Consider the following 24,563-nt stretch of genomic DNA (forward strand, 5'->3'; position numbering starts at 1 on the left):
CGGTGCGCTCAGGGCCGCGGACGGTACCGCGCACCACTCCCAGATTTCCCGGAGCACGGTCGCGGGGCGAGTGCTCGACGGCCAATGGGATGACGCGCGGCGCGGCTCGTACGGAAACGAATCAGACCCGGCACGCGCTATGCGTGCCGGGTCTGATTCTTCAGTAGCGGGGACAGGATTTGAACCTGCGACCTCTGGGTTATGAGCCCAGCGAGCTACCGAGCTGCTCCACCCCGCGTCGGTAAACACAACTCTACGGCATGTTCGACGCACTCATGACCACCCCGGGCCTCTCGACCCCCGGCGCCCTTCCCGGCACCCGTCGCCCTCCCGGCACCCGGCCCGGTTGCCCACCGACCCGCCGGAATCCTCAACATGGCGAAATCGAGAAGGTATTGCGGGGAACCCGTGTTCTGCCGCAAGGTATCTGCTGCATCCCCCGGACCGGTGGGCTGCCCGTGCGAGCAGCCCCGGAGCGCGCGTTTCACCGTGCCCGAAAGCTGCTCCCGGTCTCTCATCGCAGCCTGTCTGGAGGGCCTCCGCCGATGACCGCACCGCTCGCTTCCGCCCCTTCCTCCACTTCCGCGTCTGCGGCCACTCCGGCGTCACCGCTGCGCGGTGCCGTCATCAGTGGCGTGATCGGCGGAGTGATCGGGGCGGTGATGAGCGCGGGAGTCAACTACGCGATCATCGGAGTGCCGGACAGCGAATCCGTCAACGCGGTCAACCACGCGGTATCCGGCCTGGTCAGCGGCTTCCTCGCAGGTTTCATAGGAATCCTGGCGCACCACCGCAAGGTCTCCTCGACCGCCCGCGCGGAGGCTGCGGCGACGACGGCAACGACAACGGCAGCTGCCGCGCTCTCGACGTCAACGGGTGCCGCACCCGCCGAGACGGTTGAGATGGTTGAGACGACTCACGCGAGCAAGGCAGCCGTACCTGCGCCCGCATCCGCGCCCGCGGCTGTACCGGTCCCCGCCTCCGTACCGGAGAAGTAGCCCGCCGCCTCACTCCGCGCCGGTGAAGCGGGGCCTCCGGTCCTGGCCCTGGTCCCGGTCCTGGCCCTGGTCCCGGTCCTGGCCCTGGTCCCGGTCCTGGCCCTGGTCCCGGTCCTGGCCCTGGTCCCGGTCCCCGTGTCGCCGCGGTCCGCCGGGCCCGACCCCGCTTCCGTACCGCGCTGGAGCGACTGAAGGATCGCCAGCCCCTGGCCGACGACGCCCGCCGCCATCGCGTACATCCCTGCCGATCGGCATCGACGACCACGCGGTACAGGCCTCGGATCCGCCCCGTACGGCGACCAGCACTTCGCCCGCCCCGTCCGGCGGGATCGGCACAGTGACCCGTCCGACCGCTCCGACCGGGCTGCGGTCGGAGTCATCCGCCGGGCACACGCGCACACCGCCGCGGATTCTTGCTGTGACACGTCATCACAGTCACGAGGCGAACCGCCTCCCGGAGGCCCACGCCTCCCTCGACACGTCCACGGTACTCACCGTTCCCCCGCCGGGGCCGCGCGTGGAACCCGCCGCGCGAAGTCCGAAATGCGGTGGTATGAATTATTCCGTATTCACCCATTCGGCGCGGCTCCCTGGAGTGGACGATGGACGACTACCCCTTGCTCAACCTCTTCTGGACCATGCTCTGGTTCTTCCTCTGGATCATGTGGCTGTTCCTCCTCTTCCGCGTGATCATGGACATCTTCCGCAGCCACGACCTGGGCGGATGGGCCAAGGCGGGATGGCTGGTCCTGGCCCTCGTGCTGCCGTATCTGGGCGTCCTGGTCTACGTGATCGCCCGCGGCCGGTCCATGGGGGCGCGTGACGCGAAAGAGGCGAAGGAACGGGATGCCGCCTTCAAGGCGTACGTGAGAGACGCCGCGGGAACGGACGCGGGCGGCGGCTCGACGAAGAGCAACCACGTGGAGGACCTGGCGAAACTGGCCGACCTCAAGGACAAGGGCGCGATCACGGACGAGGAGTACCGGCAGGCGAAGACGAAGCTCCTCGTCTGACCGGGCACGCAGCACGGTGCGGGCGCCGGCGCGGATGCCGGCGCCCGCACCGGCGCGTCCTGTCGTCCGTGGCCGGCCCGGTCCCTTCTCAGGGACGGGTCCGGCAGAGCTCCTTCTCCACCAGGGTGCTCATCGCCTTCTGCGTGTGCGGGCCGCCGTCACTGGTGACGTACACGACGGCGGTCCGGGTGCCGTCCCGGGTCACGCCGCTCCAGGTGTGGTAGCCGAGCAGTTCGCCCGGGTGCCCGAAGTAGCTGCCGCCGCAGGGCAGCGGGAGCTCGCCGAGGCCGAGCCCGTACCGGACACCCAGCTCGGGCGCGTCCACGGTGGTCGTCATGGCGTCGAGCTGCGCCGGAGCCAGCAGACGGCCGCCGAGCAGTGCGGCATAGAACCGGTTCAGATCGTGAGTGGTACTGATGAGCGAACCGGAGCCGACCGCCATGCTCGGATTGAGCACCGTGACATCGGTGCCGGTGCTTGTGCCGGTGCCGGTGCCTGTGCCGGTGCCTGTGCCGGTGCCTGTGCCTGTGTCGTACGAGGCGTAGCTCCGGGCGTGCGGTCCGGGGATGAAGGGGGACGAGCCGGGCGTACTGGTGCCCGTGAGGCCCAGCGGACGGATGATGCGGGCGTTCAGCTCGTGCGCCCAGCTGTGGCCCGTCACCTCACGGATGATCATCGCGGCGAGCACGTAGTTGGTGTTGGAGTACGACCAGTCCTTGCCGGGCTGGAACTTGCGCGAATCCCGCATGGCCAGCCCGACCAACTCCTCCGGCGTGTAGGTGCGGAACCGCTCGGCCCGGTAGCCGGCCGCACTGTTCAACGCCGCTATCTGCGGCAGTACGTCGGGGATGCCGCTGGTGTGCTGCAGCAACTGCCGCACGGTGACCTGTCTGCCGTCGTTGCCGTTGCCCCGCACCACGCCCGGCAGCCAGCGCTCGACAGTGTCCTCCAGCGACATCCGCCCCTCGCCGACGAGTTGCAGTACGACCGTGGCGGTGAAGGTCTTGGTGGCGCTGCCGATCCGGAACCTGCCGTCCTGCGGCATCGGCTTCCCGGTCCCCGACGCGGAAGTCCCGGCACGCGCGGTGCCGTGTGCGCCCGGTGACGTCACCTCGGCCATCGCGCCAACGGCCCCGGAGGCGTGGACCGCGTCCACCTCCCGCTGGAGGGAACCGGCCGCTCGGAGCTGTTCGGCGGGTGGGAGCGGTTCGGCGCGCCGCTCACTCGCCGTCGCCGTCAGCCCGGTCGAGACGGCGAGGAGGACGGCCGCCGAGCCGGTCAGGACGAGCCTGCCTCGTCGGCTCCTGCGTAACGTGAACATGATGACCTCTTCGGTCTCGAACGGGTGGCGGAAGACCATCCCAGCAGCGCTGCGGGGAACGGCACATCCGGCGTTCCCCCCGATGTGCCGACGCGCTGCCCCCAGGGCGGGCCGGGGGATTGCCCCCGGGCGGGGCCGCGGCGAGCGATGAGTTGCGATACGAAGCGGGGTCCTATCCGGGGACGTGCTCGCCGGGCACGTCCGAACTCGACCGAGCTTGATGACCCAGGAGGGGCCTCCGGAGTGAGCGACATCGTGGTCCAGAAGATCGTCCGGCCCGAGCGCGCACTGTCGGGCCCGTGGCTGGAGGTGATCGCCCCGAATCTCGCCCACCACCGGGCGACCTTCCTGTGGAAGTGCGAGGGCCTCTCGGACCAGCAACTGAGGCTGCGTCCCGTGCGTTCCCCCGCATTGACCCTGCTGGGGCTCATGCGCCACCTGCAGGGTGCCGAACGTGCCTGGTTCCAGAGGGCGTTGGCCGGAGCGACTCCCCACTTCCCGCCCTATCGGACCTACGTGACCGCCGACGGTGGCGAGTGGTACGACGAGTCGGACGCCACGCCTGCCAGGGACGTGCACGAGGACCACCTCAGGGCGTACGAGGAGTCGCGGCAGCTGTTCGCGAAGGTGACCGCCGACCTCGCACGCGTCGTGCCGAACCCGGAGTTCGGTGACACCGATGTGCGGTTCATCCTGGAGCACATGATCGAGGAGTACGCCCGCCACGTCGGCCACGCGGATCTCCTCCGCGAGGCCATCGACGGCGTCACGGGCGAGTAGCCGAGCGGTCCGGGCCGGGGCCGCTTCTTTCGTGTTCGGGATCATGTGACGAGGCACACAGAAGGGGCCGCGCCTCATACCCTGACTGTGACGAGCTGTTCAGAGAGGGGCACGGCCATGCCAGATGACGCTACCCCGGACCCGTACGCCGACCCGATCACCTTCGGACACCGCATGCAGATCCTCCGCACAAAGCGGGGAATGTCGCGGCCGGTTGTGGCCGGACTCCTGGGCATGTCGCCCTCGTGGGTGAAGCAGGTGGAACGCGGAGAGATCGGCATGCCACGGCTGCCTGTGGTGCTGCGCATCGCTGAATTGCTGCGCGTGCGGAAGCTGTCGGATCTCACCGGGGACCAGTCGGCGCCGGTGGATCTGTTCATCGGTCCTGGGCACTCGCGGCTGCCGGCGGTCCGGGACGCGGTGAACGCGCTGTCGTGGGGTGGAGACCGGCGGGCGCCGACGGCTGAGCACGTGGCGGCGCGGTTGACGAAGGCGTGGGCGGCGCGGCACCGGGCGGCGAATCACCGCCAGGTCCTCGGGGAGCTGTTGCCCGACCTGATCCGGGACGCTCAGCTGACGGTGCGGCAGGCGAACACGGCCGGGGAGCGGCGGGCGGGGCAGGCCGTCCTGTCCGAGGTTTACAGCCTCAGCCAGTTCTTCGTGGCGTACCAGCCGGACAGTGCCCTGCTGTGGAGGGTGGCCGAGCGCGGCATGGTCGCCGCGCAGGAATCCGAGGACCCGCACGCGATCGGGGTGGCCGCGTGGTTGGCCGCGCAGGCTCACCGCGATACGGGCCCGGACCACTTCGACGCGGCGGACGCCATGACGCTGGAGGCGCTCGGCCACCTCGAACGGTTCCTGCCCGACGCCGACGAGCGCACCACGGCAATTACCGGGGCGCTCCAGTTCGAAGCCGGGTACACGGCGGCCAGGCGCGGGGAGTCCGGGGCGGCATGGGGGTGGTGGGACAAGGCGCGGGCGACCGCCCGCCGCCTGCCCGCCATGTATTACCACCCGATCACGTCGTTCTCACAAGCCATCATGGGGGCCCACGCGGTGACGGTCGCCGTGGAGCTGCGGGCGGGCGGGGAGTCGGTGCGGCAGGCGGTGGCCGCAGATTCGACTGCGATCCCGTCGCGGCCGAGGCTGGCTCGGCACCGGATCGAGGAAGCCCGCGCGTACCAGCTGGACGGGCAGGCCGAGACGGCGTTGGCCACGCTGGAGAAGGCGCACGCGGCGGCTCCGGAAACGATCAAGTACAACGGCTACGCCAGGCGCATCGTGCTGGAGGAGACCGAGTCGAAGGTGCCCGCGCACCGGCAGCGCGCGGCGGCTCTCGCCGTCCAACTGGATTTGCTTGCGGCGTAGTTCGAACCACTGAGCGAGGGGCAGGAATCCTGCCCCTCGCTCGCCGTGCCCGCTCGTACCGTCGGGGAACTGCCGAGGAGACGACCGGGGGGGACGAGCGCCCGTGATGACGATCAAGGTGTACGAGGTGAACAGGGCGGGGACCACCGTCCGCGTGCTACGGCCAACGGCGGAGGTCGTACCGGTCACGTGGGCGGACCCGTCCGCGGCGTTTCCGGAGTGCGAGTGCCCCCGCCACCGTCTCCGGGGTGACGCCGCGTACCGCTTGTTCCTCGGGCACACCACGCAGTGCGCCGCCTGCCGCGCCGGAGCCCCCTGCCCACGGCCGCCCGCCTCGGCCGGGCCTGGCGACAGACCCGCCGATGAGCCCCCGCGCAGTCATGCGGTTCGTGGAGTGGACGATCGGCGCCCCCGCGGCGAGCTGCCGCAGACCGTCATCGTGATCCGCTGCCTCGAACCCGACTGCACCGCGACGTCCGGACCGTGCCCCTCCTTCATCGGCCCCGACCACTGGGCCCTGAACCACGCCGGGCGGACGGGCGACACCGCGTACGAAGAGGTGGCCCGCCGCCGGCTCGTCGCCGCCCCGAAGGAGGCCCGATGATCTGCGACCGCTGCGGCCGGCCGATGACCGCCGACGAATCATCTGCGTACGACATCCCCGGAGCGACCGGCCCCGGCGTGACGGTCACCGTCCACCGCGAGCTGTGCACACCACCGCCCCGGCCGAGGACGTACACCTACCCGCCCTGCTGATCCCTTGGCCCGCACACAACGCCCCCATGGCACCCGGCTCCCACGCCGAACGGTCGGCGTGGACGGGAATCCGCCGGGTCGGAGCTGACGGCGCGGGTGCATGGCCGTTGGCTACAACGCCACTGGCAGGCTGCGGGCGATCAGGCTGATTCCGACGACGAGGACGAGTGCCGCGGTCAGGAGAGCGGTGTAGGGCGCGACCCTGCGGATGAGTGCGAACGCCGGTCGGGAGGTGAGGGATTCGGCTCGGTTGCCCAGCTTGACGAGGAGGATCCCGACGGCGGTGAGGGTGGCCGCCATGCCGACGCCGTAGGCGAGGACGAGCGCCGCGCCGAAGCCGGTACGGCCCAACGCGATGGCGCCGAGCAGCACTACGAGCGCGGAAGGGCTGGGCACCAGTCCGCCGGCTACCCCCAGACCGATGAGTCCGCGCGTGGAGAAGGGCTGTGTGCCGTCCTCGGCCGGTGAGTGGGCGTGCGTGTGCGCATGGTGGTGGCTGTGTCCGAACAGGCCGTGGCTGTGAGGCTTTTCATTGTCCTGTCCGTGGCTGTGGAGGGACTCATGAGGTCCGTGTGAGTGGACCACGGGGGCGTGCGTGTGGGGCATCTCGCCGGGCACGGACAGGTGGCCACGCGCACCGGCCCCGGCCATGGCCAGGGATGTCACTTCGACCGGGTGCGTGGCAGAAGGCACGTTGCGGCTGGAGCGGCGGGCGGCGTCACGGAGGAGCGTGGCGCCGACGAGGGTGACAAGTGCGCCGCTGATGACGCCGAGCCAGTTCAGGACCGTTTCGCCGGCCAGGGAGGAGAAGGTGGTGAGGCAGAGGCCGATGACGATGACGCCCGCGGTGTGGGTGACGGTCACGGTCGCCCCGACGGTGACCGCGTCCCGTACGCTGCCGCGACGGCCGGCGAGGTAGGCCGCCATCACCGTCTTGCCGTGGCCGGGCAGCAGTGCGTGACCCGCACCCAGGACGAGGGAGAGCAGCACGGCCAGCAGGCCGATCGGGAGGGTGAGGTCGCGTGCCCCGGTCATCGAGGTGAGGTGCTGCGAGAGGGCTTCGACGCGGCCTGTGAGTCCGCCTCCTTCTCCCGCCTCCGTAGAGTTGCCGAGGGGGGTGTCTGCTGTCTGGCCACCCACGCTCACCGTGAACTGTGCCGTGGTGTCACCGCGCGGGGTGGAGAGAAGGTCGCGCGGGTAGGTGCGGAGCTCGTGGGTGGGTGAGGTCCGCGGCACGGTCGAATGCTCAAGCCGGGTTCCGATTCCGGTCGCGGTGATCTCGTGCCAGCCGACCCGCTTCCTGTCCGCGCCGGTGTCGACCCGCAGGGTCACCGGCCCCGCTGCCAGGTCCAGCGGGGCGCGCAGTCGGCACTCCAGTCGGCCGGTGCGCAGACCACCCTGGCCCGGCTGGAGGCGGAAGGCCGCCGACCGGGTCGTCCAGACCAGTCGCTCCGGGGCGGTGACACTGAGCTTCCCGGACGTTGCGGCGCACCGAGTGGTGGCCCAGGCGGAGAGTTCGCTGCCGCTGGCGTTGCCGTCACCGTCCGTGTCGATCGCCGGTGTGGCCTGGAGGGTGGGGATCTCGGCGGTGTCGGTGACCGTCAGCACATCGACGTGGCCGGGGTGGAGGGTGAGTCCGGCGTACTCGTTGATCGAGAAGTTGCCGAGAGGATGCGCCTCGGCGGCGGGTGCGGCCAGGGCGAACAGCCAGAGCACGGCGGTGGCGACCAGGGCCGCACGCCGCGTGAGAACACGCCTTGCCGTCACGGCAGTGCGACGTCCGAGCAGGGAATTCATCCGTTTCGCCTCCGGCGAGGGGCGCAGGGGACGCCCGGATGGTCGGCGCGGCCCGCGGTCTGATGGGTGGTCCACCTGAGAGGGCGGACCACAGTGGTACCCGTTCGCTCTCCCGCGCGCCCGTCTTGGCCGCCCCGTCACCCGCGCGGCTCACCTCCTCCGCTGGCGCGGCGGGGGCACCGCCACTTGGTCCCCGTTCGGCTCTGCCGTCGTGCGGCACACCATCACCTGTGGTGCTCTTTATGTAGCTCTTAGTCACCTCATGTGACGCTTGCCATGTGGGTCTCACCTCCGGGCCGGGCCCGGCGTACTCCCAGGTGGCGCTTCGAGCGCAGCTCCCAGCCGCCTCCCTCCGCCTTCCGGAAGGCCGCGGCTCTCACCGGAAACGGATGGCCCATGCAGTCCTGCCGCCCCTCACGATCCAAACGCCCGGCTCGCAGCCTCGAACGGGCCCTCGCAGCCTCCGGCACCCTCGCCCTGGTGAGTGCCATGGCGCTCACCGGCCTGGCGCCCGGCACCAGCTCCGCCTCCAGTCACCGCGAGGCGCCCCTGACATCGGGGGACCCGAAGGCCGACAACACCGACGTCTACGCCTTCACCAGCCCCGACAAGCCGGACACGGTCACGCTGGTGGCCAACTGGATCCCGTTCCAGGAACCCAACGGCGGGCCGAACTTCTACCCGTTCGCCAACGACGCCCGCTACAACATCAAGATCGACGGGAACGGTGACGGCAAGCCCGACACCACGTACACCTGGGCGTTCACCGACCACATCCGGGACGACGCCGATCAGTTCCTCTACAACACCGGTGTCGTGAAGACCTTGGACGACCCGACGCTCAACTTCCGCCAGACGTACACCCTGACGGCGACCGACGCGCACGGGAACACCAAGACGCTCCTCAAGGACGCCCCCGCGGCGCCGTCGAACGTGGGCAGGGCCTCGATGCCCGACTACGCCTCGCTCCGCAAGCAGGCCGTCCTCGACGTGCCGGGCGGAGGCCAGACGTTCGCGGGGCAGGCATCCGACCCGTTCTTCCTGGACCTGCGGATCTTCGACCTCCTGTACGGAGGCAATCTCAAGGAGACCGGGCACAACACGCTCGCCGGCTACAACGTCAACACCATCGCCCTCCAGGTGCCCAAGAAGGATCTGGCGCTCAAGGGCGACGCCAAGCGCAACCCGGTCATCGGCATCTGGTCCACCACCGACCGCAAGGGCGCGACGGTCGCCGGGGCCGGCGGCAAGGGCGGAGAGTCGTCGTCCTCGGCCGGGGACGCCAAGGGAACCGACAGGGGCTCCGCACCCGACAAGGGCGGCGAGTCCGACTGGCGTCAGGTCTCACGCCTCGGCAACCCGCTGGTCAACGAGGTGGTCGTCCCGCTGAAGTACAAGGACGCCTTCAACGCGCTGAGTCCGGACCTGGATCACACCGTCACGCCGGTCGTGGACAAGGTCAAGGACCCGATCGTGCCCAAGCTGATCCAGAGCATCTACGGGATTCCGGCTCCGGCGACGCCACGCGACGACCTGGTCGAGATCTTCCTCACCGGCGTCTGCAAGGCGTGCGGACCGATCAAGGCGGACCTGAACTCCCAGCTGCTGAACGCGGACGTCGACAAGGCCGCATTCGTCCCGGCCGAGGAACTGCGGCTGAACATGTCCGTACCGGTCACGGCCAAGCCCAACCGCCTCGGTGTTCTCGCCCAGGACCTGGGCGGCTTCCCCAACGGCCGCCGGCTGAACGACGATGTCGTCGACATCGAGCTGCAGGCGCTCGAAGGCGCCGCGCAGACCGGAAAGATCGTGACCGGACTCGCGGCGGGCGACGCGGTCGACACCCCCTACCGCCAGCCCGGCGCCTCGTTCCCCTACGTCGCGCTGCCCAACACCGCGGCCGTCAACCAGGCCGACTCCCTGCACCCCGACGGCGGCGTCGGGGCGGGCCTCGGCGGCACCGCCTTCGGCGACGGATTCCCTGTCGTGGCCGTCACCGCGGTCGGCGGCGGAGCCCTCCTCGCCTGTGCGGGAGCGCTGGCCCTGCGCCGGCGGCGCGCCAACCAGGCATGACCGGCCGCACCGGCACAGGTCGCCCGCCCTCGGCATCCGAGAGCGGGCGACCGCGGCGCGACCGGAGGCAGCACCCCAAGCGCCGCCGCCTGATCATCGCGACGGCGGCCGTCGTCGGGGGCATCGCGCTCGGCGGCGCCGGAACATGGGCGCTCCTCGCACCGGCGACCCCCGGCGTCAGGGACGTCGACATAGGTGTGGTCCCGGTCCAGCCGGGCGGGGACGACACCCCCACCGAGGCCTCACCGGCGGCGCCGCCCCGGCGCATACGCATAGCCTCGATCGGACTGGACAAGGCCCTCACCGGCCTCCGCGTCCAGCAGGACGGAACGCTCGCGGCGCCCGGGGATCCCGCAGACGTCGGATGGTGGAGCGACGGCCCGCGGCCCGGCGACCCGGGTGCCGCGGTCTTCGTCGGACACGTCGATTCCGCCACTGGACCCGCGGCCTTCTACGGGCTGTCCTCCCTCCGGCCGGGCGACCGGATAACCGTCAGCCGCGACGACCACACGGATCTCGCCTTCACGGTCCGAGCGCTGCGGAGTTACGAGAAGGACGCCTTCCCCGACAGCCAGGTCTACGCAACCAACGGTCCACCGGCACTGAGGCTCATCACCTGCGGCGGGACCTACGACCGGACCCAGGGCGAGTACCTCGCCAATCTCGTCGTCTACGCCACCCTCGCCGGTTAGGCCCCAGGCCTCCCGGCTGGACCAGGCCCGGGGCACGGGACCCGGCACCCCACTCCCCTGATCCGGCCCGATCCAGCCGAAAGAGCCGGCCACCGGGCTCTCCACACCCTCCAGAGCGGGAACAGACCATGCGCCTCCGCCGACTGCCCACGTACCGACGCATCCTGCTGTCCGCCGCCGTGGCCACCGTTCTCGCCATGGCGCTCTTCCTCGCCGGCGGACTGGGGCTGACCCCGTGGCCCGCATCGCCCGGCGATCCCGGCACCCCTGAAGCCAACGCCGGACACGGCCCCGCCACCGGCGCCGACCCGCTGACTGCCGGCATCACCACGCTTCAGGACCGCGCACGGCGCAATCCGCGCGACCCGGTCGCACTGGGCACGCTCGGCCTGAACTACGTCCAGCAGGCGAAGATCACCGCCGACCCGACGTACTACCCCAAGGCCGAAGCAGTCCTCAAGCGCTCACTGGCTCTCGACAGCACGGACAACTTCGCCGCGATGGGCGGCATGGCCGCTCTCGAAGCGGCCCGGCACAACTTCTCCCAGGGACTGGACTGGGCCGAGCGCGCCATCGCCGTCAACCCGTACAACGCCACCCTCTACGGGACGCTTGCCGACGCCTGCACACAGCTGGGCCGCTACTCCGAGGCCGCCGACGCCGTGCAGAAGATGGTCGACCTCAAACCCGGCACCCCGTCACTGGCCCGCGCCTCCTACGCCGCGGAGCTGCGAGGCGACCTCACCACCGCGCGCACCGACATGCGACGAGCCCTGCAGACCGCGGGCAGCCCCGCGGATCAGGCGTTCGCCCGCTACTACCTCAGCGAAATGGCGTTCAACGACGGCGACGCACACCAGGCGCTCACCGACGCGGAAGAGGGTCTGCGCACCGTCCCCGACGACGCCCCCCTGCTCCAGATCAGAGCCAGGGCCGAGGCCGCCCTCGGGAAGAACACCGCAGCCGTCACCGACCTCACCCGCGCCGGAGAACGCCTGCCGCTTCCCGAATACGTGCTCCAGCTCGGCGAGCTCTACCAGTCGCTCGGCCGCACGAAGGAAGCCGACCAGCAGTACGGGATCTTCCGCGCCGAGCAGAGACTCTTCGCGGCCAACGGCGTCGCACTCGACTCCGACGCGGCCCTGTTCGAAGCCGACCACGGAGACCACGGACAAGCCCTCGCCCTCGCGCGCAAGGCCGTGAGGAGCCGGCCCTTCCTCGACTCCCAGGACGCCCTGGCCTGGGCCCTCCACGTCAACGGCCGGGACCGGGAGGCCCTCGCCGTCTCTGCCAAGGCACTCACACTGGGCACCCGCAACGCGCTCTTCCACTACCACCGCGGGATGATCCAGCAGTCCCTCGGCAACACCGACGCCGCCCGCGACGACCTCACCGAGGCCCTCGCGATCAACCCGCACTTCAACCCACTGCACGCGCCCAAGGCACGGACCGCCCTGACGTCCCTGTGAACCGCCGGGCCGCGCACGGCCCAGGTGCCTCCGGAACGACTCAGCGCCCCGACCGGACAAAACCAGTCGAGGCGCTGAGTAGCAGGTCAGAGGAGGTATCCCCGCCCTGCTTCGTGTAGGCCGTGTGGGACTCGAACCCACAACCAACGGATTAAAAGTCCGCTGCTCTGACCAATTGAGCTAACGGCCCCCGGCAATCACCCCACGAGCATAGCCCGCCGCGACCCGGCCGCCGATCGGGTATCGGTTGCCGGGCCCCGTCGTCGTGGAGGCGTTTCGGTCAGCGAGGCGTATTGCGGGCGATCGTGCGCTTGTGATCCGGATTGAGGAACCAGTGACGGGCCGAGGCCAGCCACCAGGTGGCGGCGAAGCCGAGGACCACCAGGACGGCGATCGGGGCGTAGTTGAAGGTCTCCCAGGTGACGGGTGAGACCTGGGGCAGCATGAAGAGCACCGTGATGACGGCCACCCACACCACCGCGACGATGCCGATGGGCCGGGACCAGCGGCCCAGGTGCCAGGGGCCGCGCCGGAAGTCGTCGCCGCGCAGGAGGCGGAGCAGGGTGGGGATGACGTACGCGATGTAGAGGCCGATCACCGCGATGGAGGTGACGGCCGCGTACGCGGTGTCGTTGATCAGATACGGCAGGCCGAGGACCAGTGCTCCGGCGGCGGCCAGCCAGACCGCCGCCACGGGGGTGCGGGTGCGGGGGCTGACCGTGTGCCAGACGCGGGAGAACGGGAGGGCGCCGTCCCGGGAGAACGCGTAGATCATGCGGCTGTTGGCGGTCACGGACGCCATTCCGCAGAAGAGCTGTGCGCCGATCACCACCAGGAGGAGCAGCTTGCCGGTGGTGGCGCCCAGGGCGTCCAGGAGGATCTGGGCGGGCGGGGCGCCGGTGGGGGAGGCGAGGGCTCCGTCGTAGGACTGGATGGCGAAGGTGAAGCCGAGAAGGAGGACGAAGCCGGCGATCCAGGAGGTCCAGATGGACTGGACGATGCCGCGCGGCCCGGCGGTCGCCGCGTCGTGGGTCTCCTCGGTCATGTGGGCGGAGGCGTCGTATCCGGTGAAGGTGTACTGGGCCATCAGCAGCCCGATCATCACCACGTAGAACCCGCTGCCCCAGCCGGTGTTGTTCACGAACTCCGTGAAGACGAACGACGCCGACTGGTGGTGGTCCGGTACGAAGGTGAGCGCGCCGACGATGACCGCGACGCCGAGCACGTGCCACCACACGCTGACGCTGTTCAGGATCGCGACGATCCGCACCCCGAAGGTGTTCAGCAGACCGTGCAGGAACAGGATCGCGGCGAAGAGGAGGATCGTGCGTCCGGGCGTGACCCGGAAGTCGAACTGGAGGTTCAGGTAGGCGCCCAGGAACGACGCCGCCCCGAAGTCGATCCCGGCGGTCACCGCGACCTGGCCGAGCACGTTGAACCAGCCGGTGAACCACGCCCATGCCGCCGCCGAGCGCGGCGGGGCCAGCCGGTGGGCCCAGAAGTAGAGACCGGCGGAGGTCGGGTAGGCCGAACAGATCTCGGCCATCGCGAGCCCGACGAACAACGTCATCAGCCCGACGCCGACCCAGCCCCAGGTGATCAGGACCGGGCCGCCGGTGTTCATGCCGAACAGGTACAGCGTCAGGCAGCCGGAGAGCACCGAGATGATCGTGAACGAGACCGCGTAGTTGGAGAACGCCGACATCCGGCGGGCGAGTACTTGCGTGTAGCCGAGCTCGGCCAGCCGCTCCTCGTCCGAGCCGGAGGGCGTGGACGGCCCGGAGGGCGCGGATGGACCGGACGGCCCAGACGGACCGGACGGACCAGAGTGCGCGGCGGACACGGCGGACACGGGAGGCCCGGAAGCGGTTGGGGGCTCGGTCGGGCCGGGATCTCCGGACGGGGCACCACGGGGATTATTTGTCATGCCCCCAGCGATTCCCTCGCCGGGGGCACGACATGCACCGGTCGCCGCCCCCTCGGGGCTGGAGCCCGTCAGCCCCTCAGAAGATCCCCTTGTACGTCCACCCCGTGGCGATCTGCGTACGGGACCCGAACGAGCCCTTGCCGTTGCCGTTGTTGCGGTACAGCTTCCCGGCCTTGTCGCGTACGACGATGTCGTTCCTGCCGTCGCCGCTCAGGTCGCCGACGCCCACCATCAGGTTGTACGAGCTCCCCCAGTCCGAGAACACCTTCACCCTCGGCGCGAAGCTGCCGTTGCCCAGGCCGTTGTAACGCCACAGGCCGCCCTTGCGGTCATGGCCGAGCAGGTCGGGACGGCCGTCACCCGTGATGTCGCCGACACCCGTGATCCGGGCGTACGTCTTCCAGTTCTTGAAGATCCTGGCCTTCGGCGCGAACTTCCCGCCGGCCATGCCCGCGTAGAAGTACATGTCGCCGGTGGACGTCTGCCGGGCCACGAGGTCGGCCCGGCCGTCCCCGTTCAGATCGCCGGGCGAGGTCAGCACGTCGTACTGCTGCCAGCCCCCGCCGATCACGGTGTGGCTGCCGCCCGGCGTGTACCCCGAGTTGCCGCAGCGGCCGGAGTACTTGCGCAGTTCGCCGCCCGGCATCCGCACGAGCAGTTCGGAGCAGCGGTCGCTGCCGGTGTCCGCGAGCGGCACGGCGAGCGTGCCGGCGGGCCAGCCGGTCCCGGTGGTCTTCCCGTCGAACGTGCCCGGGGACCCCTTCCCGAACTGGACGGTCAGCCCACCGGAGGAGTTGAGGGTGACCAGGTCTCCGATGCTGTACCGGCCCTGGTCGTGGAAGCCCGCCTTGCCGCCGCCCACGCCGATGGAGCCGCTGGTGGTGTACGTCCCCGACCCGTCCTCGGCCCTCGCGTTCAGGGTCCAGGTGTGCCGGCCGTTGCCTGTGTATCCGCCCGCGTCCGTCCGGCCGTCCCAGGCGACGTCCGCCTCGGTGCCGGATCCGGTGCCCTTGAGGGTGCGTACCGTGCGGCCGGTCCAGTCCTTGACGGTGTACGTCCAGGTGACGGGCTTGTTGAACTGCCAGGTGCTGAGCCACGCCTCCAGGCCGTTCACGCTCTTGAGGTCGATAGAGGTGTCGCCGATGTCGGAGGCGATCTTCGCGAGGGGCTGCGCGGGCACGCCGCTGGGCACGATGTGGACGGAGTTCGCTCCATCGACGTACGCGATGTCCCCGCCGAACCTGTCCACCGCCCAGGTCAGCCGGCGCTGGTCGGTTGTCTTCCCCGCCGCCAGATCGGCCACCGCACGGGGAGCCGCGGCCTTGCCGGTGTGGAAGTCGGTCAGCAGCAGCTTCCCGGCGGTCCTGTCGTGCCGGACGAGGTATCCGTCACCGACGAGCGCGGGCCCCGACGGCACGGCGAACGACTTCTTCGCCGTCCGGTCGTACACCCCGGCCGCACCGGTCGTCCCGCAGTTCCAGTAGACCCAGTGCCCGACCGCGCGCACCTCCTTGATCACGCAGGCGGCGCCGGTGGCGGCCGTCTCCACGACCTTGTTCTTCGCGATGTCGGTCGCGGTGAGCGCGCCCTTGGCGGAAGTCGCCGCCCACAGCGACGTGCCCCAGACGGAGGCGGCGGTGGCGTTGCGGACGAGGGGGGCGGGGGTCGCGTAGTAGCTCGGGTGCATGCCGGCCCGCTGCTTGACGGGCGAGCCGCCGTTGACGACCCAGGCGCGGGCTGTCAGGTCCACGATCTTCGCGGTGCCCTCGGGGTAGCGGACATCGCCCCCGCGGTACGAGTTCCCCGGCCCCCAGAACTGGACGCTCTCGGTGCCGGCGTTGTCGCCGTTGACGAACACGACACCGTAGTGCCCGTGCCCCGAGGCCACCAGCTCCACGCAGGAGCCCATGTCGCAGGGCACCGTCCTGAAGTGCGCGCCGTTGGCCAGGGTCCCGGCGTACGCCCGGCTCTCCCGCGCCCCCACGGTCGTGCCGTCGGCGGACACCCGGCGCTCGTAGATCATCGCGTCACCACTGGGGCTCTGCTCGGTCGTGACCAGCCGCCCACCGGCGAAGTCGAGACCGCGGACCCCGGTGGTCGCCACGGTGGCCGGAGCCCCGGCGCCGGCCGCCAGGGGCACGAATCCCGCCCCGATTCCAAGTGCCGCCGTCATCGCGACAGCACCGCGTACAACAGTGTGGCGTCTCACGCCCAGACCCTCCCGGGAACTACCGAAGAGCATGAGGAGGACGCGGCGGAGCGCCGCGGTCTGTGCGAAGTGTGAAAGCCCCCCGGCCCTGACCCCTCATGCGAATGGGCCGACTTTAACAGCAACCGCACAGGTGACGACAGGGAGATTCGAACCCGTTCAAAGAAACAGGGCCCGCACAACACCGGAGTGATGTGCGGGCCCTGATCAGCAGTCAGGCGATCGGACGATCAGCCGTTGCGCTTCCAGCGCGGCTTGTCGTCGCGGCGACCGAAGGAGCCGGTGCTCGTGCCGGTTCCCGTGGAGCGGTGGTCGTCACGGCGGCCGGTCGGACGGTCGTTGCCGCCCGAGCGGAAGCCGCCGGAGGGACGGTCGTCACGACGGTCGCGGTTGAACGGGCGGTCGCCGCCACCGGAGCGGAAGCCACCGGACGGGCGCTCGTCACGACGGTCGCGGTTGAACGACGGACGGTCGTTGTCACGGTTGAAGCCGCCCGCCGGGCGGTCGTTGTCGCGACGCTCGAAGGAGCGGCCGCCGCGGTCGTCACGACGGTCGCCGCCGGAGCGGAAACCGCCCGAGGGACGCTCGTCACGACGGTCCCGGTTGAACGACGGGCGGTCGTTGTCACGACGCTCGAAAGAACGGCCGCCGCGGTCGTCACGACGGTCGCCGCCCGAGCGGAAACCGCCACCGACGGGACGGTCCTCACGACGGTCGTTGCTGCCGCGGAAGGACGGGCGGTCGCTGCTGCCGCGGTAGCCGCTGCTGCCGGCCGGACGGCCACTGCGCTCGCCGGTGCGGTCGTTGCCGCCGCGGTATCCACCGCGGTCGCCGCCTCGGCTGTCCCGGCGCTCGTAGTTGCCGCGGTCGTCGCGGCGCTCTTCGCGTGCGGCCGGCTGCTCCGGCACGGAAGCGGCGGCCAGAAGAGCGGCCTCCGCCTCCGCGGCGACCTCGGCCACCGCTGCCTCGGGGTCGTCGCCCCGCTCGCGGGCGGCACGGGCGACCAGGCGGTCGGCCTCCTCGCGCAGCTCGACGGCGCGGCGCTGGATGCGCTCCAGCTGCTTCGTCAGGTCGGCGGCCTCGCGCTCGGCCTGCTTGGCGGCGTTGTTCGCGGAGTCGGCCTGGACCTCGGTGAGCGAACGGGCACCGGTGATCTCGGCGACCTCCGGCTCGAAGACGCCCGCGCCCTGCACGATGTGGCGCGAGGCGTCGACGCCCGCGTCCTCCATCAGGCGGAAGATCTGACGGCGCTGGTGCGGCAGCGCCAGCGAGACGACGACACCGGACTTGCCGGCACGGGCGGTACGGCCCGAGCGGTGCAGGTAGTCCTTGTGGTCACCGGCCGGGTCCACGTTCAGGACCAGGTCGATGCCGTCGACGTGGATGCCGCGGGCGGCGACGTCGGTCGCGACCAGCGCGTTGACGTAGCCCTTCTTGAAGTCCTCGAGAACGCGGGTACGGGCGCCCTGGGTCATGCCGCCGTGCAGCGCGTCCGCCTTCACGCCCGCCTCGACGAGCTGCTCGGCGATGCGGTCGGCGCCCAGCTGGGTGCGGACGAAGATGATGGTGCGGCCCTTGCGGGCGGCGATGGCGGAGGTGACCGGCGCCTTGTCCTTCGGCTTCACGACGAGGACGTGGTGCGACATGGTCGAGACGTTGCCCTGGGCGGAGTCGACCTCGTGGGTGACCGGGTTGCTCAGGTAGCGCTTGACCAGGGTGCCGATCTCGTTCTCCATGGTGGCGGAGAAGAGCATGCGCTGGCCGCCGCCGGGGATCTGGTCGAGCAGCTCGGTGACCTCGGGCAGGAAGCCCAGGTCGGACATCTGGTCGGCCTCGTCGAGGACGGCGACCTGGACGTTCTCCAGGGAGCAGGCACCCCGGTTGATGATGTCGCGCAGCCGGCCCGGGGTGGCGACGAGGACGTCGACACCGCGCTCCAGCGCGTAGATCTGGTTGCCCATCGACGTACCGCCGCAGACGACCTTCATCTTCAGGCCGAGGACGTCGCCGTACGGCTGAAGCGCGTCCGCGACCTGCATCGCGAGCTCACGCGTCGGGGTGAGGATGATCGCGCGGGGCTTCTTCTTCTCGGTGTGCCCACCGGCCAGCGAGGCCAGCGTCGGCAGACCGAAGGAGAGGGTCTTGCCGGAGCCGGTACGGCCTCGGCCGAGGATGTCCTTTCCGGCCAGGGCGTCCGGGATGGTCGCCGCCTGGATCGGGAAGGGCGCGGTCACACCGTTCTGCGCGAGCTTGCGGACGATGCCGTCCGGCAGGCCCAGCTCCGCGAAGGTGATGGTCGGCTCGGCGTCCGCCTCGTCGGCGGAGTCGGCGTCGGCCTGCTCGGCCTGGGGCGCCTCGGTGCCGGCCTGCTCGGGAACCTCGGTCTGCTCCGTCTGAGGGGCCTTGATGTAGTCCTCGACGGAGACGGCGGACTCGGCGACAACGGCCTCAGCCGCCTGGACGAGCTCGTCGTTCTCGATGTTCTCGGGCAGCACGGTGTGGTCAGAACTGGAAATTGACATGCGAAATGCGAAACCTTCCGGAGTCTCGGCACGCGCCCGTAACTCCGTGTTTTCGCAATTTCGACCGCCTCAATGCGGTCCAGCCACGGCAAGGGAGAGTACGCGCCACACGGCGCTCTTCTGTGTCGGCGCCGGGCAATGGATCAAACGATCTACTACCATACGCACTCACCCCGCCATTGTGCAAACCGACCCCGCACGACCTCCCCGTCAGGCCGGTCCCACCTGCGGCGATGCCTCCGGGGTCCGCAACTCCTCCACCTGGCCCGGCGCCCCCATCGCCTCATTGCGCAGCTGGGCCGCGGGCGACGCCGAAGGCACCTCCGGCGGCTCGGACGGCTCCGGCTCGGGCTCCTCCGGCGGGGCCGGCGGCTCGGGCGTCTGCGGGTCCGAGGGCGCCGGGGGCTCCGGCCGCTCCGGAACCCCGGGCCCCGTCTGCGGGAGCGGCGGGGCCGACAGCCGGCCGCCCCGGATCCGGCCGGGCTCGGCGGACTTCGCGCCGGGACTGCGCGAGGGGCCGGCGGAGGCGCTCGGGGCGCCGGTCTCCGCGGCCTCCCGGTCGGAGTGCGCCTCGGCGCCGCCGGTACGGGCCGACCGGCCGGTACCGGTCACCGTGGAACCGTCGGGGCCGGTCACCGCCCCCTTCGACGCGGCCGGGCGCGAGGGCGCCGGCTTCCCGCCGCCGTCACCGACGCTCATACAGCCTGTGGACGCGGCGATCGTCACAACGGTGACGGCCGCCCAGCGGACGGGAGCGGGTACGGACAGTTGGCGCACGGGGGCACCTCCGGGGGCGCGAGGAAGGACGTGGCGGTACGGAAACGAGCCGGGGAGCGCTGTGCCCAACTCCCGCCGCCCCGCCGGGGACACGCCCCGGACCCCGGCCCGCACACCTCATTCACACCCGGGGCCCGCCCGGGGCCCCGCCCCGGAGCCCGCACAACCCGTGAACCGGAGCCTCAGCCGTAACCGAGCGCGTGCAGCCTCTCGTCGTCGATGCCGAAGTGGTGGGCGATCTCGTGCACGACGGTGATCTCCGTCTCGGCCACCACCTGTTCGCGGGACTCGCACATCCGCAGCGTCGGTCCCCGGTAGATGGTGATCCGGTCCGGCAGCACGCCCGCGTACCACTCACCGCGCTCGGTCAGCGGCGTGCCCTCGTAGAGCCCGAGCAGATCCGGATCATCGCCCTCCGGCTCGTCCTCGACGAAGACCGCGACGTTGTCCATCAGCCGGGTCAGCTCCGGCGGGATCCGGTCCAGGGCCTCGCCCACCAGTTCCTCGAACTCTTCCCGCGTCATCTCCAGCACCCCGTCATTGTCACGTACCGCCGCCGGAAGCGCGCCGAAGAGCCCGGGAACGCCCGCAGGTATCCCGGAAGCACCCGGAGCGCATACCTGCCCGCGGACCGGGGCACAGTCGCCCAATGGCCCGCGACCCGTTCCGTGCCGCAGCAGCCCGTGTCCGGCACCGCCTCCGTCCCCGGCCGCGCACCGGCCGCCGCGTCCGTGGCCCCGGTGGCTCGCCGGCCGTCCCGGCGCGTCCGTTCGGCCGCGCGCTGGGCCTGGTCACCGTCGTGCTCTTCGGCGCCTGGCTCGGACTGCTGGCCGTCGGCAGTGTCCGTACGTCCGTCGGCCCGATGGACACGACGATGACCCTGCGCCCCTCGCTCACCGGCGGCACCAAGATCAACGTGTCCCCGCTCGGCGCCCTGGAACTGGATTCGCACCATGCCCCGGTCCGGCTCGACGTCGATGTCGACCGCCTCGACCCGGTCCGTTCCGAGGCCCTCGTCCAGCACCCCGAGCGGCTGTCCGGGCTGGAGGAGGAGGTCACCGGCGACGTCAGCGCCGGCACCCGCGAGCTCGCCCTGCGCTCCTGCGTCGCGGTCGTCTCCGGGGCCACCGCACTGGGCCTCGCGGTATACCGCAGGCCCCGCCGCGCCCTCGCGGCCGGTGGCCTCGCACTCGCGCTGCTGGCCGCCTCCGGCGTCAGCGCGTACGCCACCTGGAACCCGAAGTCGGTCCTGGAGCCCAGGTTCTCCGGACTGCTCTCCAGCGCCCCCTCCGTCGTCGGGGACGCCCGCTCGATCGTCACCGACTTCGACGTCTACCAGCAGGAGCTGGCCCGGCTGGTCACCAACGTCACCAAGCTGTACGACGCCACCTCGACGCTCCCCGTCTACCGTCCGGACCCCGCCACGCTGCGCGTCCTGCACGTCTCCGACATCCATCTGAACCCGGCGGCCTGGCACATCATCGGTTCGCTCGTCGAGCAGTACGACATCGACGTGATCATCGATTCGGGCGACACGATGGACCACGGCGCAGCCGTCGAGAACAGCTTCCTGGACCCGGTCAGCGATCTGGGCGCCCCCTATGTCTGGGTCCGGGGGAACCACGACTCCGCGACCACCCAGAAGTACCTGCGCGACGCCGGGCGGTTCAAGAACGTGCACGTGCTGGACGACGGCCGGGCGGTGAACGCCGGCGGGCTGCGGGTGGCCGGCATCGGGGACCCGGAGTTCACCCCGGACCGCACCGGGCCGGAACAGGCCGAGGACGTCGAGCGGACGGCGGGCCTGCGGCTGGCGGCCGCCCTGCGCGAGCAGCAGCGGGCCGGCACCCCGGTCGACATCGCCGTCACCCATGAACCGGCGGCGGCCCGGGAGGCGGACGGCACGGTCCCCCTCGTGCTGGCCGGTCATGTGCACCACCGGCAGAACGAGGTGATGAAGCTCGGCACCCGGCTGAAGGTCGAGGGCTCCACGGGCGGCGGCGGGCTGCGCGCCGTACAGAACAAGAAGCCGGAACAGGTGCTCGCGTCGGTGCTCTATCTGGACCGCTCCACCCGGCGGCTACAGGCCTGGGACGAGATCACGCTGGGCGGGCTCGGCCTGACGACGGCCGAGGTCAGCCGCCATCTGCCGGAGGCGAACCCGGCCCTCCCGAGCCCGCTCCCGACGGCCCCCAAGGCCTCCCGCTAAACCGTTTTGGCGATACCTGCCGGCATCCCATATGCTTCTCACGTCCCCGACGCGCTGGGAAGCGCGCAGGTGGGCCCTTAGCCCTCATCGTCTAGTGGCCCAGGACGCCGCCCTTTCAAGGCGGTAGCACGGGTTCGAATCCCGTTGGGGGCACGCTTCAACGTGTGCGAGACTTGTCTCGCACATTGCTTGGTCCTGTGGAGCAGTTTGGAGTGCTCGCCACCCTGTCAAGGTGGAGGCCGCGGGTTCAAATCCCGTCAGGACCGCTGCAGCCCGTATGAGCTGCGTGGCTGGGTAGCTCAGTTGGTACGAGCGATCGCCTGAAAAGCGATAGGTCGCCGGTTCGATCCCGGCCCCAGCCACCACCCGAAGGCCCCGTCCGATGGACGGGGCCTTCGTCGTGTCAGACACCCTCCCGGTCGGCGGTGTTCGCCTCGTCGGCGTCAGCGCCGGCGTCGGCGTCAGCACCGGCAGCGGCCCGGCGGCGCGCAGTCCGTACCGCGAGCACCAGCAGGACCACGGCCACCACCGCGCCCAGCAGCACCCCGTCCGGCACCTGTTCACCGACGCCCTGGGCCCACTGCTCCACGGCGAACGACTGGTCCACGTCCAGCAGCCCGGGGAGCGCGGTCGTCCCGTCGTACACCAGGAACACGGCACCGAGCCCGATGAAGAAGAGCCCCGACAGCAGCGACGTCGTGTGCAGTTCGAAGCGGCCGAGCCGCAGGACGCGTCCGCGCAGCCAGGCCCGGCGGCCCAGCTCCAACCGTTCCCAGACCAGCGCCAGCAGGAAGAGCGGCACCGCCATGCCCAGGGCGTAGACGGCGAGCAGCAGTCCGCCGTACGCCGGGCTGCCGCTGACGGCCGCCACGGTGAGCACGCTCCCGAGGATCGGTCCCGCGCAGAAACCGGCCAGCCCGTAGACCGCGCCGAGCGCGTAGACCGATACGGCGGTCGTGGGCCGGATACGGCCGCTCAGCGCGGCGATCCGCCGCGAGGCGAAGCCGAGCCCGACGATCTGGGCGGCGCCGAGGACGATGATCAGCCAGCCGGCGCCGAGGACGAGGGCGTCGCGATGGCCGTAGAAGAGCCGTCCGGCGTACGAACCCGCCGCGCCCAGCGGGACCAGAGTGGTGGCCAGCCCCGCGTAGAAGATCCCGGTCCGGGCGAGCAGCCGTGAGGCGGAGTTGATGGAGTACGCGAAGAAGGCGGGGAGCAGCAGGGCGCTGCACGGGCTGAGCAGGGCCAGCAGCCCGCCGAGGAGCGCGGCGAAGTAGCCGATCCCGGCGGTCACTTCGCGGCGCCCTTGGCGTCCTCGCCCGCGCCACCGGTCTGCTTCGCCCGTTCCGCCGCCTGCTCGACGGCCCGGGTGAAGGTCCGGGCCGGCTGGGCCCCGGCGATCGGGCGGCCGTTGATCAGGAACGAGGGGGTGGACGTCGCGCCGATCCCGTATCCCTGCTCCTGGTCCTTGCGCACCGCGGCGGCGGCCGCCGCACCGTCCGCGTCGGCCTGGAAGCGGTCCAGATCGGCCACCCCGGCCTGCTGGGCGAGCGCCTTCAGCCGGTCCTTGCCGAACCCCTTCTCCTTGGCCCCTTCGGCGTAGGCGGCACGGTGGAACTGCCAGAAGCGGCCCTGCTGCCCGGCGGCCCAGGAGGCGCGCGCCGCGGCCTCGGACTCGGCACCGAAGATCGGGAAGTTGCGCCACTCGATGCGCAGGGTGCCGTCGTCGACGTACTTCTTCACCAGGGCGGGTTCGGTGTCCCGGGCGAACTTCGCGCAGTAGCCGCACTTGAAGTCGGCGTACTCGATGAGGACGACGGGTGCGTCCGCCCGGCCCTGCGCCAGCTTGTCACCGGCGTCGCGCCGGGCCAGCTTCGCCAGCTCGGGGTAGACGCCGGCCTCCGGCTCCGCGGTGACGTCAGCGACGGCGGAGGAGCCGGACTCCGCGGGGTCGGGGGCGGTGGCCCGGTAGGAGACGTAGCCGAGCAGGGCGGCGGCCACGACGATCCCGGCGCCGTAGACGAGCGGCTTACGGGACCTCGCGGTCGGTTTAACGGACTTCGCAGTCGGCTTTCGGGACGGCTTGGGGGACGGTTCAGGGGACGGCTCGGACGTGGAAACGGGCATGCGGAACTCCGGACTGGTGGTGCGGGAAGAGGGAGAGGGACGGCCGGCGCGGGGCGGGCGGCCCGTCTACACCCTCAGTACGGAGAGCTCCACCGGGCCCGGCGCCGACGCGTCGGGCCCCCGTGGCGATATCGGCGCGGGCGCCCGCACCGGCTCGGGTCCGGTGGCGGCGGGCAGGCCCCATTCGGCGAGGCCCGGCGCCTGGTCGTGGGCCGTCCGGGCCCGGCCGGGAACGGCGGGCTCGGTGCCGTCGCGCTTTCCGTTCCTGCCGCAGCCGGGAACCCCGTGTCCGTCGTCCCCGGCCTCGGCCACGACCGGCACCCGGTCCGGCACCGCGGCCGAAGCCTCCGGACCCGCCGGACCCGCCGCCGAAGCCGGAGCCGCCGCGGCGACCGTCGTGGACGGTCCGCAGAACAGCCCGAGCACCACCGCCAGCGCCGCCACCAGGCAGCACCACTGCGAACGGGACACGACGGGCCTTCCGGAAGCGGGGATTCAGAAGGAGATCAGAGGGAGATCAACTGT

The 24,563-nt window shown here is 71.1% G+C and carries 20 protein-coding genes and 5 tRNA genes; 13 read left to right on the plus strand and 12 right to left on the minus strand.

The window, feature by feature from the left end; genetic code table 11:
* Window positions 1-164: 164 nt before the first annotated feature.
* Window positions 165-238 (minus strand) — tRNA-Met (locus ACIP89_RS06990).
* A 307-nt stretch (window positions 239-545) separates the two neighbouring features.
* Here ACIP89_RS06990 and ACIP89_RS06995 point away from each other — a divergent pair.
* Window positions 546-998: a hypothetical protein gene (locus tag ACIP89_RS06995; protein ID WP_402113548.1), complete on the plus strand. Its 453-nt coding sequence runs from the start codon at window positions 546-548 to the stop codon at window positions 996-998.
* Window positions 999-1,600: 602 nt separating this feature from the next.
* Complete coding sequence (locus ACIP89_RS07000; RefSeq protein WP_401925667.1) at window positions 1,601-2,011, plus strand: SHOCT domain-containing protein; 411 nt, start codon at window positions 1,601-1,603, stop codon at window positions 2,009-2,011.
* Window positions 2,012-2,099: 88 nt separating this feature from the next.
* Here ACIP89_RS07000 and ACIP89_RS07005 read toward each other — a convergent pair whose 3' ends face one another.
* Window positions 2,100-3,332 (minus strand): serine hydrolase domain-containing protein, encoded by a 1,233-nt coding sequence (locus ACIP89_RS07005; RefSeq protein WP_402113550.1) that lies wholly within the window; start codon window positions 3,330-3,332, stop codon window positions 2,100-2,102.
* 243 nt (window positions 3,333-3,575) lie between these two features.
* Between ACIP89_RS07005 and ACIP89_RS07010 the strand changes: the two genes are divergently transcribed.
* From ACIP89_RS07010 to ACIP89_RS07025, 4 genes are all read left to right on the plus strand, one after another.
* Complete coding sequence (locus ACIP89_RS07010; protein ID WP_402113553.1) at window positions 3,576-4,112, plus strand: DinB family protein; 537 nt, start codon at window positions 3,576-3,578, stop codon at window positions 4,110-4,112.
* 117 nt (window positions 4,113-4,229) lie between these two features.
* Window positions 4,230-5,480 (plus strand): helix-turn-helix domain-containing protein, encoded by a 1,251-nt coding sequence (locus ACIP89_RS07015; RefSeq protein ID WP_402114539.1) that lies wholly within the window; start codon window positions 4,230-4,232, stop codon window positions 5,478-5,480.
* A gap of 394 nt (window positions 5,481-5,874) precedes the next feature.
* Window positions 5,875-6,084 (plus strand): hypothetical protein, encoded by a 210-nt coding sequence (locus tag ACIP89_RS07020; protein ID WP_402113556.1) that lies wholly within the window; start codon window positions 5,875-5,877, stop codon window positions 6,082-6,084.
* Window positions 6,081-6,236, plus strand: a complete 156-nt coding sequence (locus ACIP89_RS07025) for a hypothetical protein (RefSeq protein ID WP_402113558.1) — start codon at window positions 6,081-6,083, stop codon at window positions 6,234-6,236. The genes ACIP89_RS07020 and ACIP89_RS07025 overlap by 4 nt, the downstream gene beginning before the upstream one ends.
* A 111-nt stretch (window positions 6,237-6,347) precedes the next feature.
* On the opposite strand, the gene ACIP89_RS07030 is transcribed toward ACIP89_RS07025, so the two are convergent.
* The gene (locus ACIP89_RS07030; protein WP_402113560.1) at window positions 6,348-8,003 is read right to left on the minus strand and encodes a nickel/cobalt transporter; all 1,656 of its coding nucleotides are present in this window, start codon (window positions 8,001-8,003) and stop codon (window positions 6,348-6,350) included.
* Window positions 8,004-8,429: 426 nt separating this feature from the next.
* On the opposite strand from ACIP89_RS07030, the gene ACIP89_RS07035 reads away from it, so the two are divergent.
* The 3 genes from ACIP89_RS07035 (at window position 8,430) to ACIP89_RS07045 (ending at window position 12,267) form a co-directional block, all read left to right on the plus strand.
* On the plus strand, window positions 8,430-10,106 hold the full coding sequence (locus tag ACIP89_RS07035; RefSeq protein WP_402113562.1) for a DUF4331 domain-containing protein: 1,677 nt from the start codon (window positions 8,430-8,432) through the stop codon (window positions 10,104-10,106).
* Complete coding sequence (locus tag ACIP89_RS07040; RefSeq protein WP_402113565.1) at window positions 10,103-10,798, plus strand: class F sortase; 696 nt, start codon at window positions 10,103-10,105, stop codon at window positions 10,796-10,798. Before ACIP89_RS07035 ends, ACIP89_RS07040 begins: the two co-directional genes overlap by 4 nt.
* Window positions 10,799-10,926: 128 nt before the next feature.
* The gene (locus ACIP89_RS07045) at window positions 10,927-12,267 is read left to right on the plus strand and encodes a hypothetical protein (protein WP_402113568.1); all 1,341 of its coding nucleotides are present in this window, start codon (window positions 10,927-10,929) and stop codon (window positions 12,265-12,267) included.
* Between the two features lie 116 nt (window positions 12,268-12,383).
* Here ACIP89_RS07045 and ACIP89_RS07050 read toward each other — a convergent pair.
* The 6 genes from ACIP89_RS07050 to ACIP89_RS07075 form a co-directional block, all read right to left on the minus strand.
* Window positions 12,384-12,457, minus strand: a tRNA-Lys gene (locus ACIP89_RS07050).
* Window positions 12,458-12,547: 90 nt separating this feature from the next.
* A complete protein-coding gene (locus tag ACIP89_RS07055) occupies window positions 12,548-14,011 on the minus strand; it encodes an amino acid permease (protein WP_402114541.1) in 1,464 nt (487 codons plus the stop codon).
* 259 nt (window positions 14,012-14,270) lie between these two features.
* Complete coding sequence (locus ACIP89_RS07060) at window positions 14,271-16,367, minus strand: FG-GAP repeat domain-containing protein (protein WP_402113570.1); 2,097 nt, start codon at window positions 16,365-16,367, stop codon at window positions 14,271-14,273.
* Between the two features lie 266 nt (window positions 16,368-16,633).
* Window positions 16,634-18,925 (minus strand): DEAD/DEAH box helicase, encoded by a 2,292-nt coding sequence (locus ACIP89_RS07065; RefSeq protein WP_401925676.1) that lies wholly within the window; start codon window positions 18,923-18,925, stop codon window positions 16,634-16,636.
* A 210-nt stretch (window positions 18,926-19,135) separates the two neighbouring features.
* Entirely contained in the window at window positions 19,136-19,702 is a 567-nt protein-coding gene (locus ACIP89_RS07070) for a hypothetical protein (RefSeq protein ID WP_401925677.1), read from the minus strand.
* A gap of 182 nt (window positions 19,703-19,884) precedes the next feature.
* Window positions 19,885-20,235 carry a metallopeptidase family protein gene (locus tag ACIP89_RS07075; protein WP_401925679.1) on the minus strand — a complete coding sequence of 117 codons (351 nt, stop codon included), beginning with the start codon at window positions 20,233-20,235 and terminating at the stop codon, window positions 19,885-19,887.
* A gap of 116 nt (window positions 20,236-20,351) precedes the next feature.
* Here ACIP89_RS07075 and ACIP89_RS07080 point away from each other — a divergent pair, with 116 nt between their 5' ends.
* The 4 genes from ACIP89_RS07080 (at window position 20,352) to ACIP89_RS07095 (ending at window position 22,276) form a co-directional block, all read left to right on the plus strand.
* Complete coding sequence (locus ACIP89_RS07080) at window positions 20,352-21,911, plus strand: metallophosphoesterase (protein ID WP_402113572.1); 1,560 nt, start codon at window positions 20,352-20,354, stop codon at window positions 21,909-21,911.
* Window positions 21,912-21,991: 80 nt separating this feature from the next.
* A tRNA-Glu gene (locus tag ACIP89_RS07085) sits at window positions 21,992-22,064 on the plus strand.
* Window positions 22,065-22,102: 38 nt separating this feature from the next.
* A tRNA-Asp gene (locus ACIP89_RS07090) sits at window positions 22,103-22,177 on the plus strand.
* Window positions 22,178-22,199: 22 nt separating this feature from the next.
* A tRNA-Phe gene (locus ACIP89_RS07095) sits at window positions 22,200-22,276 on the plus strand.
* Window positions 22,277-22,314: 38 nt separating this feature from the next.
* Here the strand turns inward: ACIP89_RS07095 and ACIP89_RS07100 are convergent.
* The 3 genes from ACIP89_RS07100 to ACIP89_RS07110 all read right to left on the minus strand — a co-directional run bounded on the left by ACIP89_RS07100 (window position 22,315) and on the right by ACIP89_RS07110 (window position 24,509).
* Entirely contained in the window at window positions 22,315-23,205 is an 891-nt protein-coding gene (locus tag ACIP89_RS07100) for a cytochrome c biogenesis CcdA family protein (RefSeq protein WP_402113575.1), read from the minus strand.
* Entirely contained in the window at window positions 23,202-24,038 is an 837-nt protein-coding gene (locus ACIP89_RS07105) for a DsbA family protein (protein WP_401925685.1), read from the minus strand. Before ACIP89_RS07105 ends, ACIP89_RS07100 begins: the two co-directional genes overlap by 4 nt.
* Window positions 24,039-24,104: 66 nt before the next feature.
* Window positions 24,105-24,509 (minus strand): hypothetical protein, encoded by a 405-nt coding sequence (locus tag ACIP89_RS07110; RefSeq protein ID WP_401925687.1) that lies wholly within the window; start codon window positions 24,507-24,509, stop codon window positions 24,105-24,107.
* Between the last annotated feature and the right edge of the window lie 54 nt (window positions 24,510-24,563).

It is taken from the genome of Streptomyces sp. NPDC088730, from assembly GCF_044751215.1.
Lineage (GTDB): Bacteria > Actinomycetota > Actinomycetes > Streptomycetales > Streptomycetaceae > Streptomyces.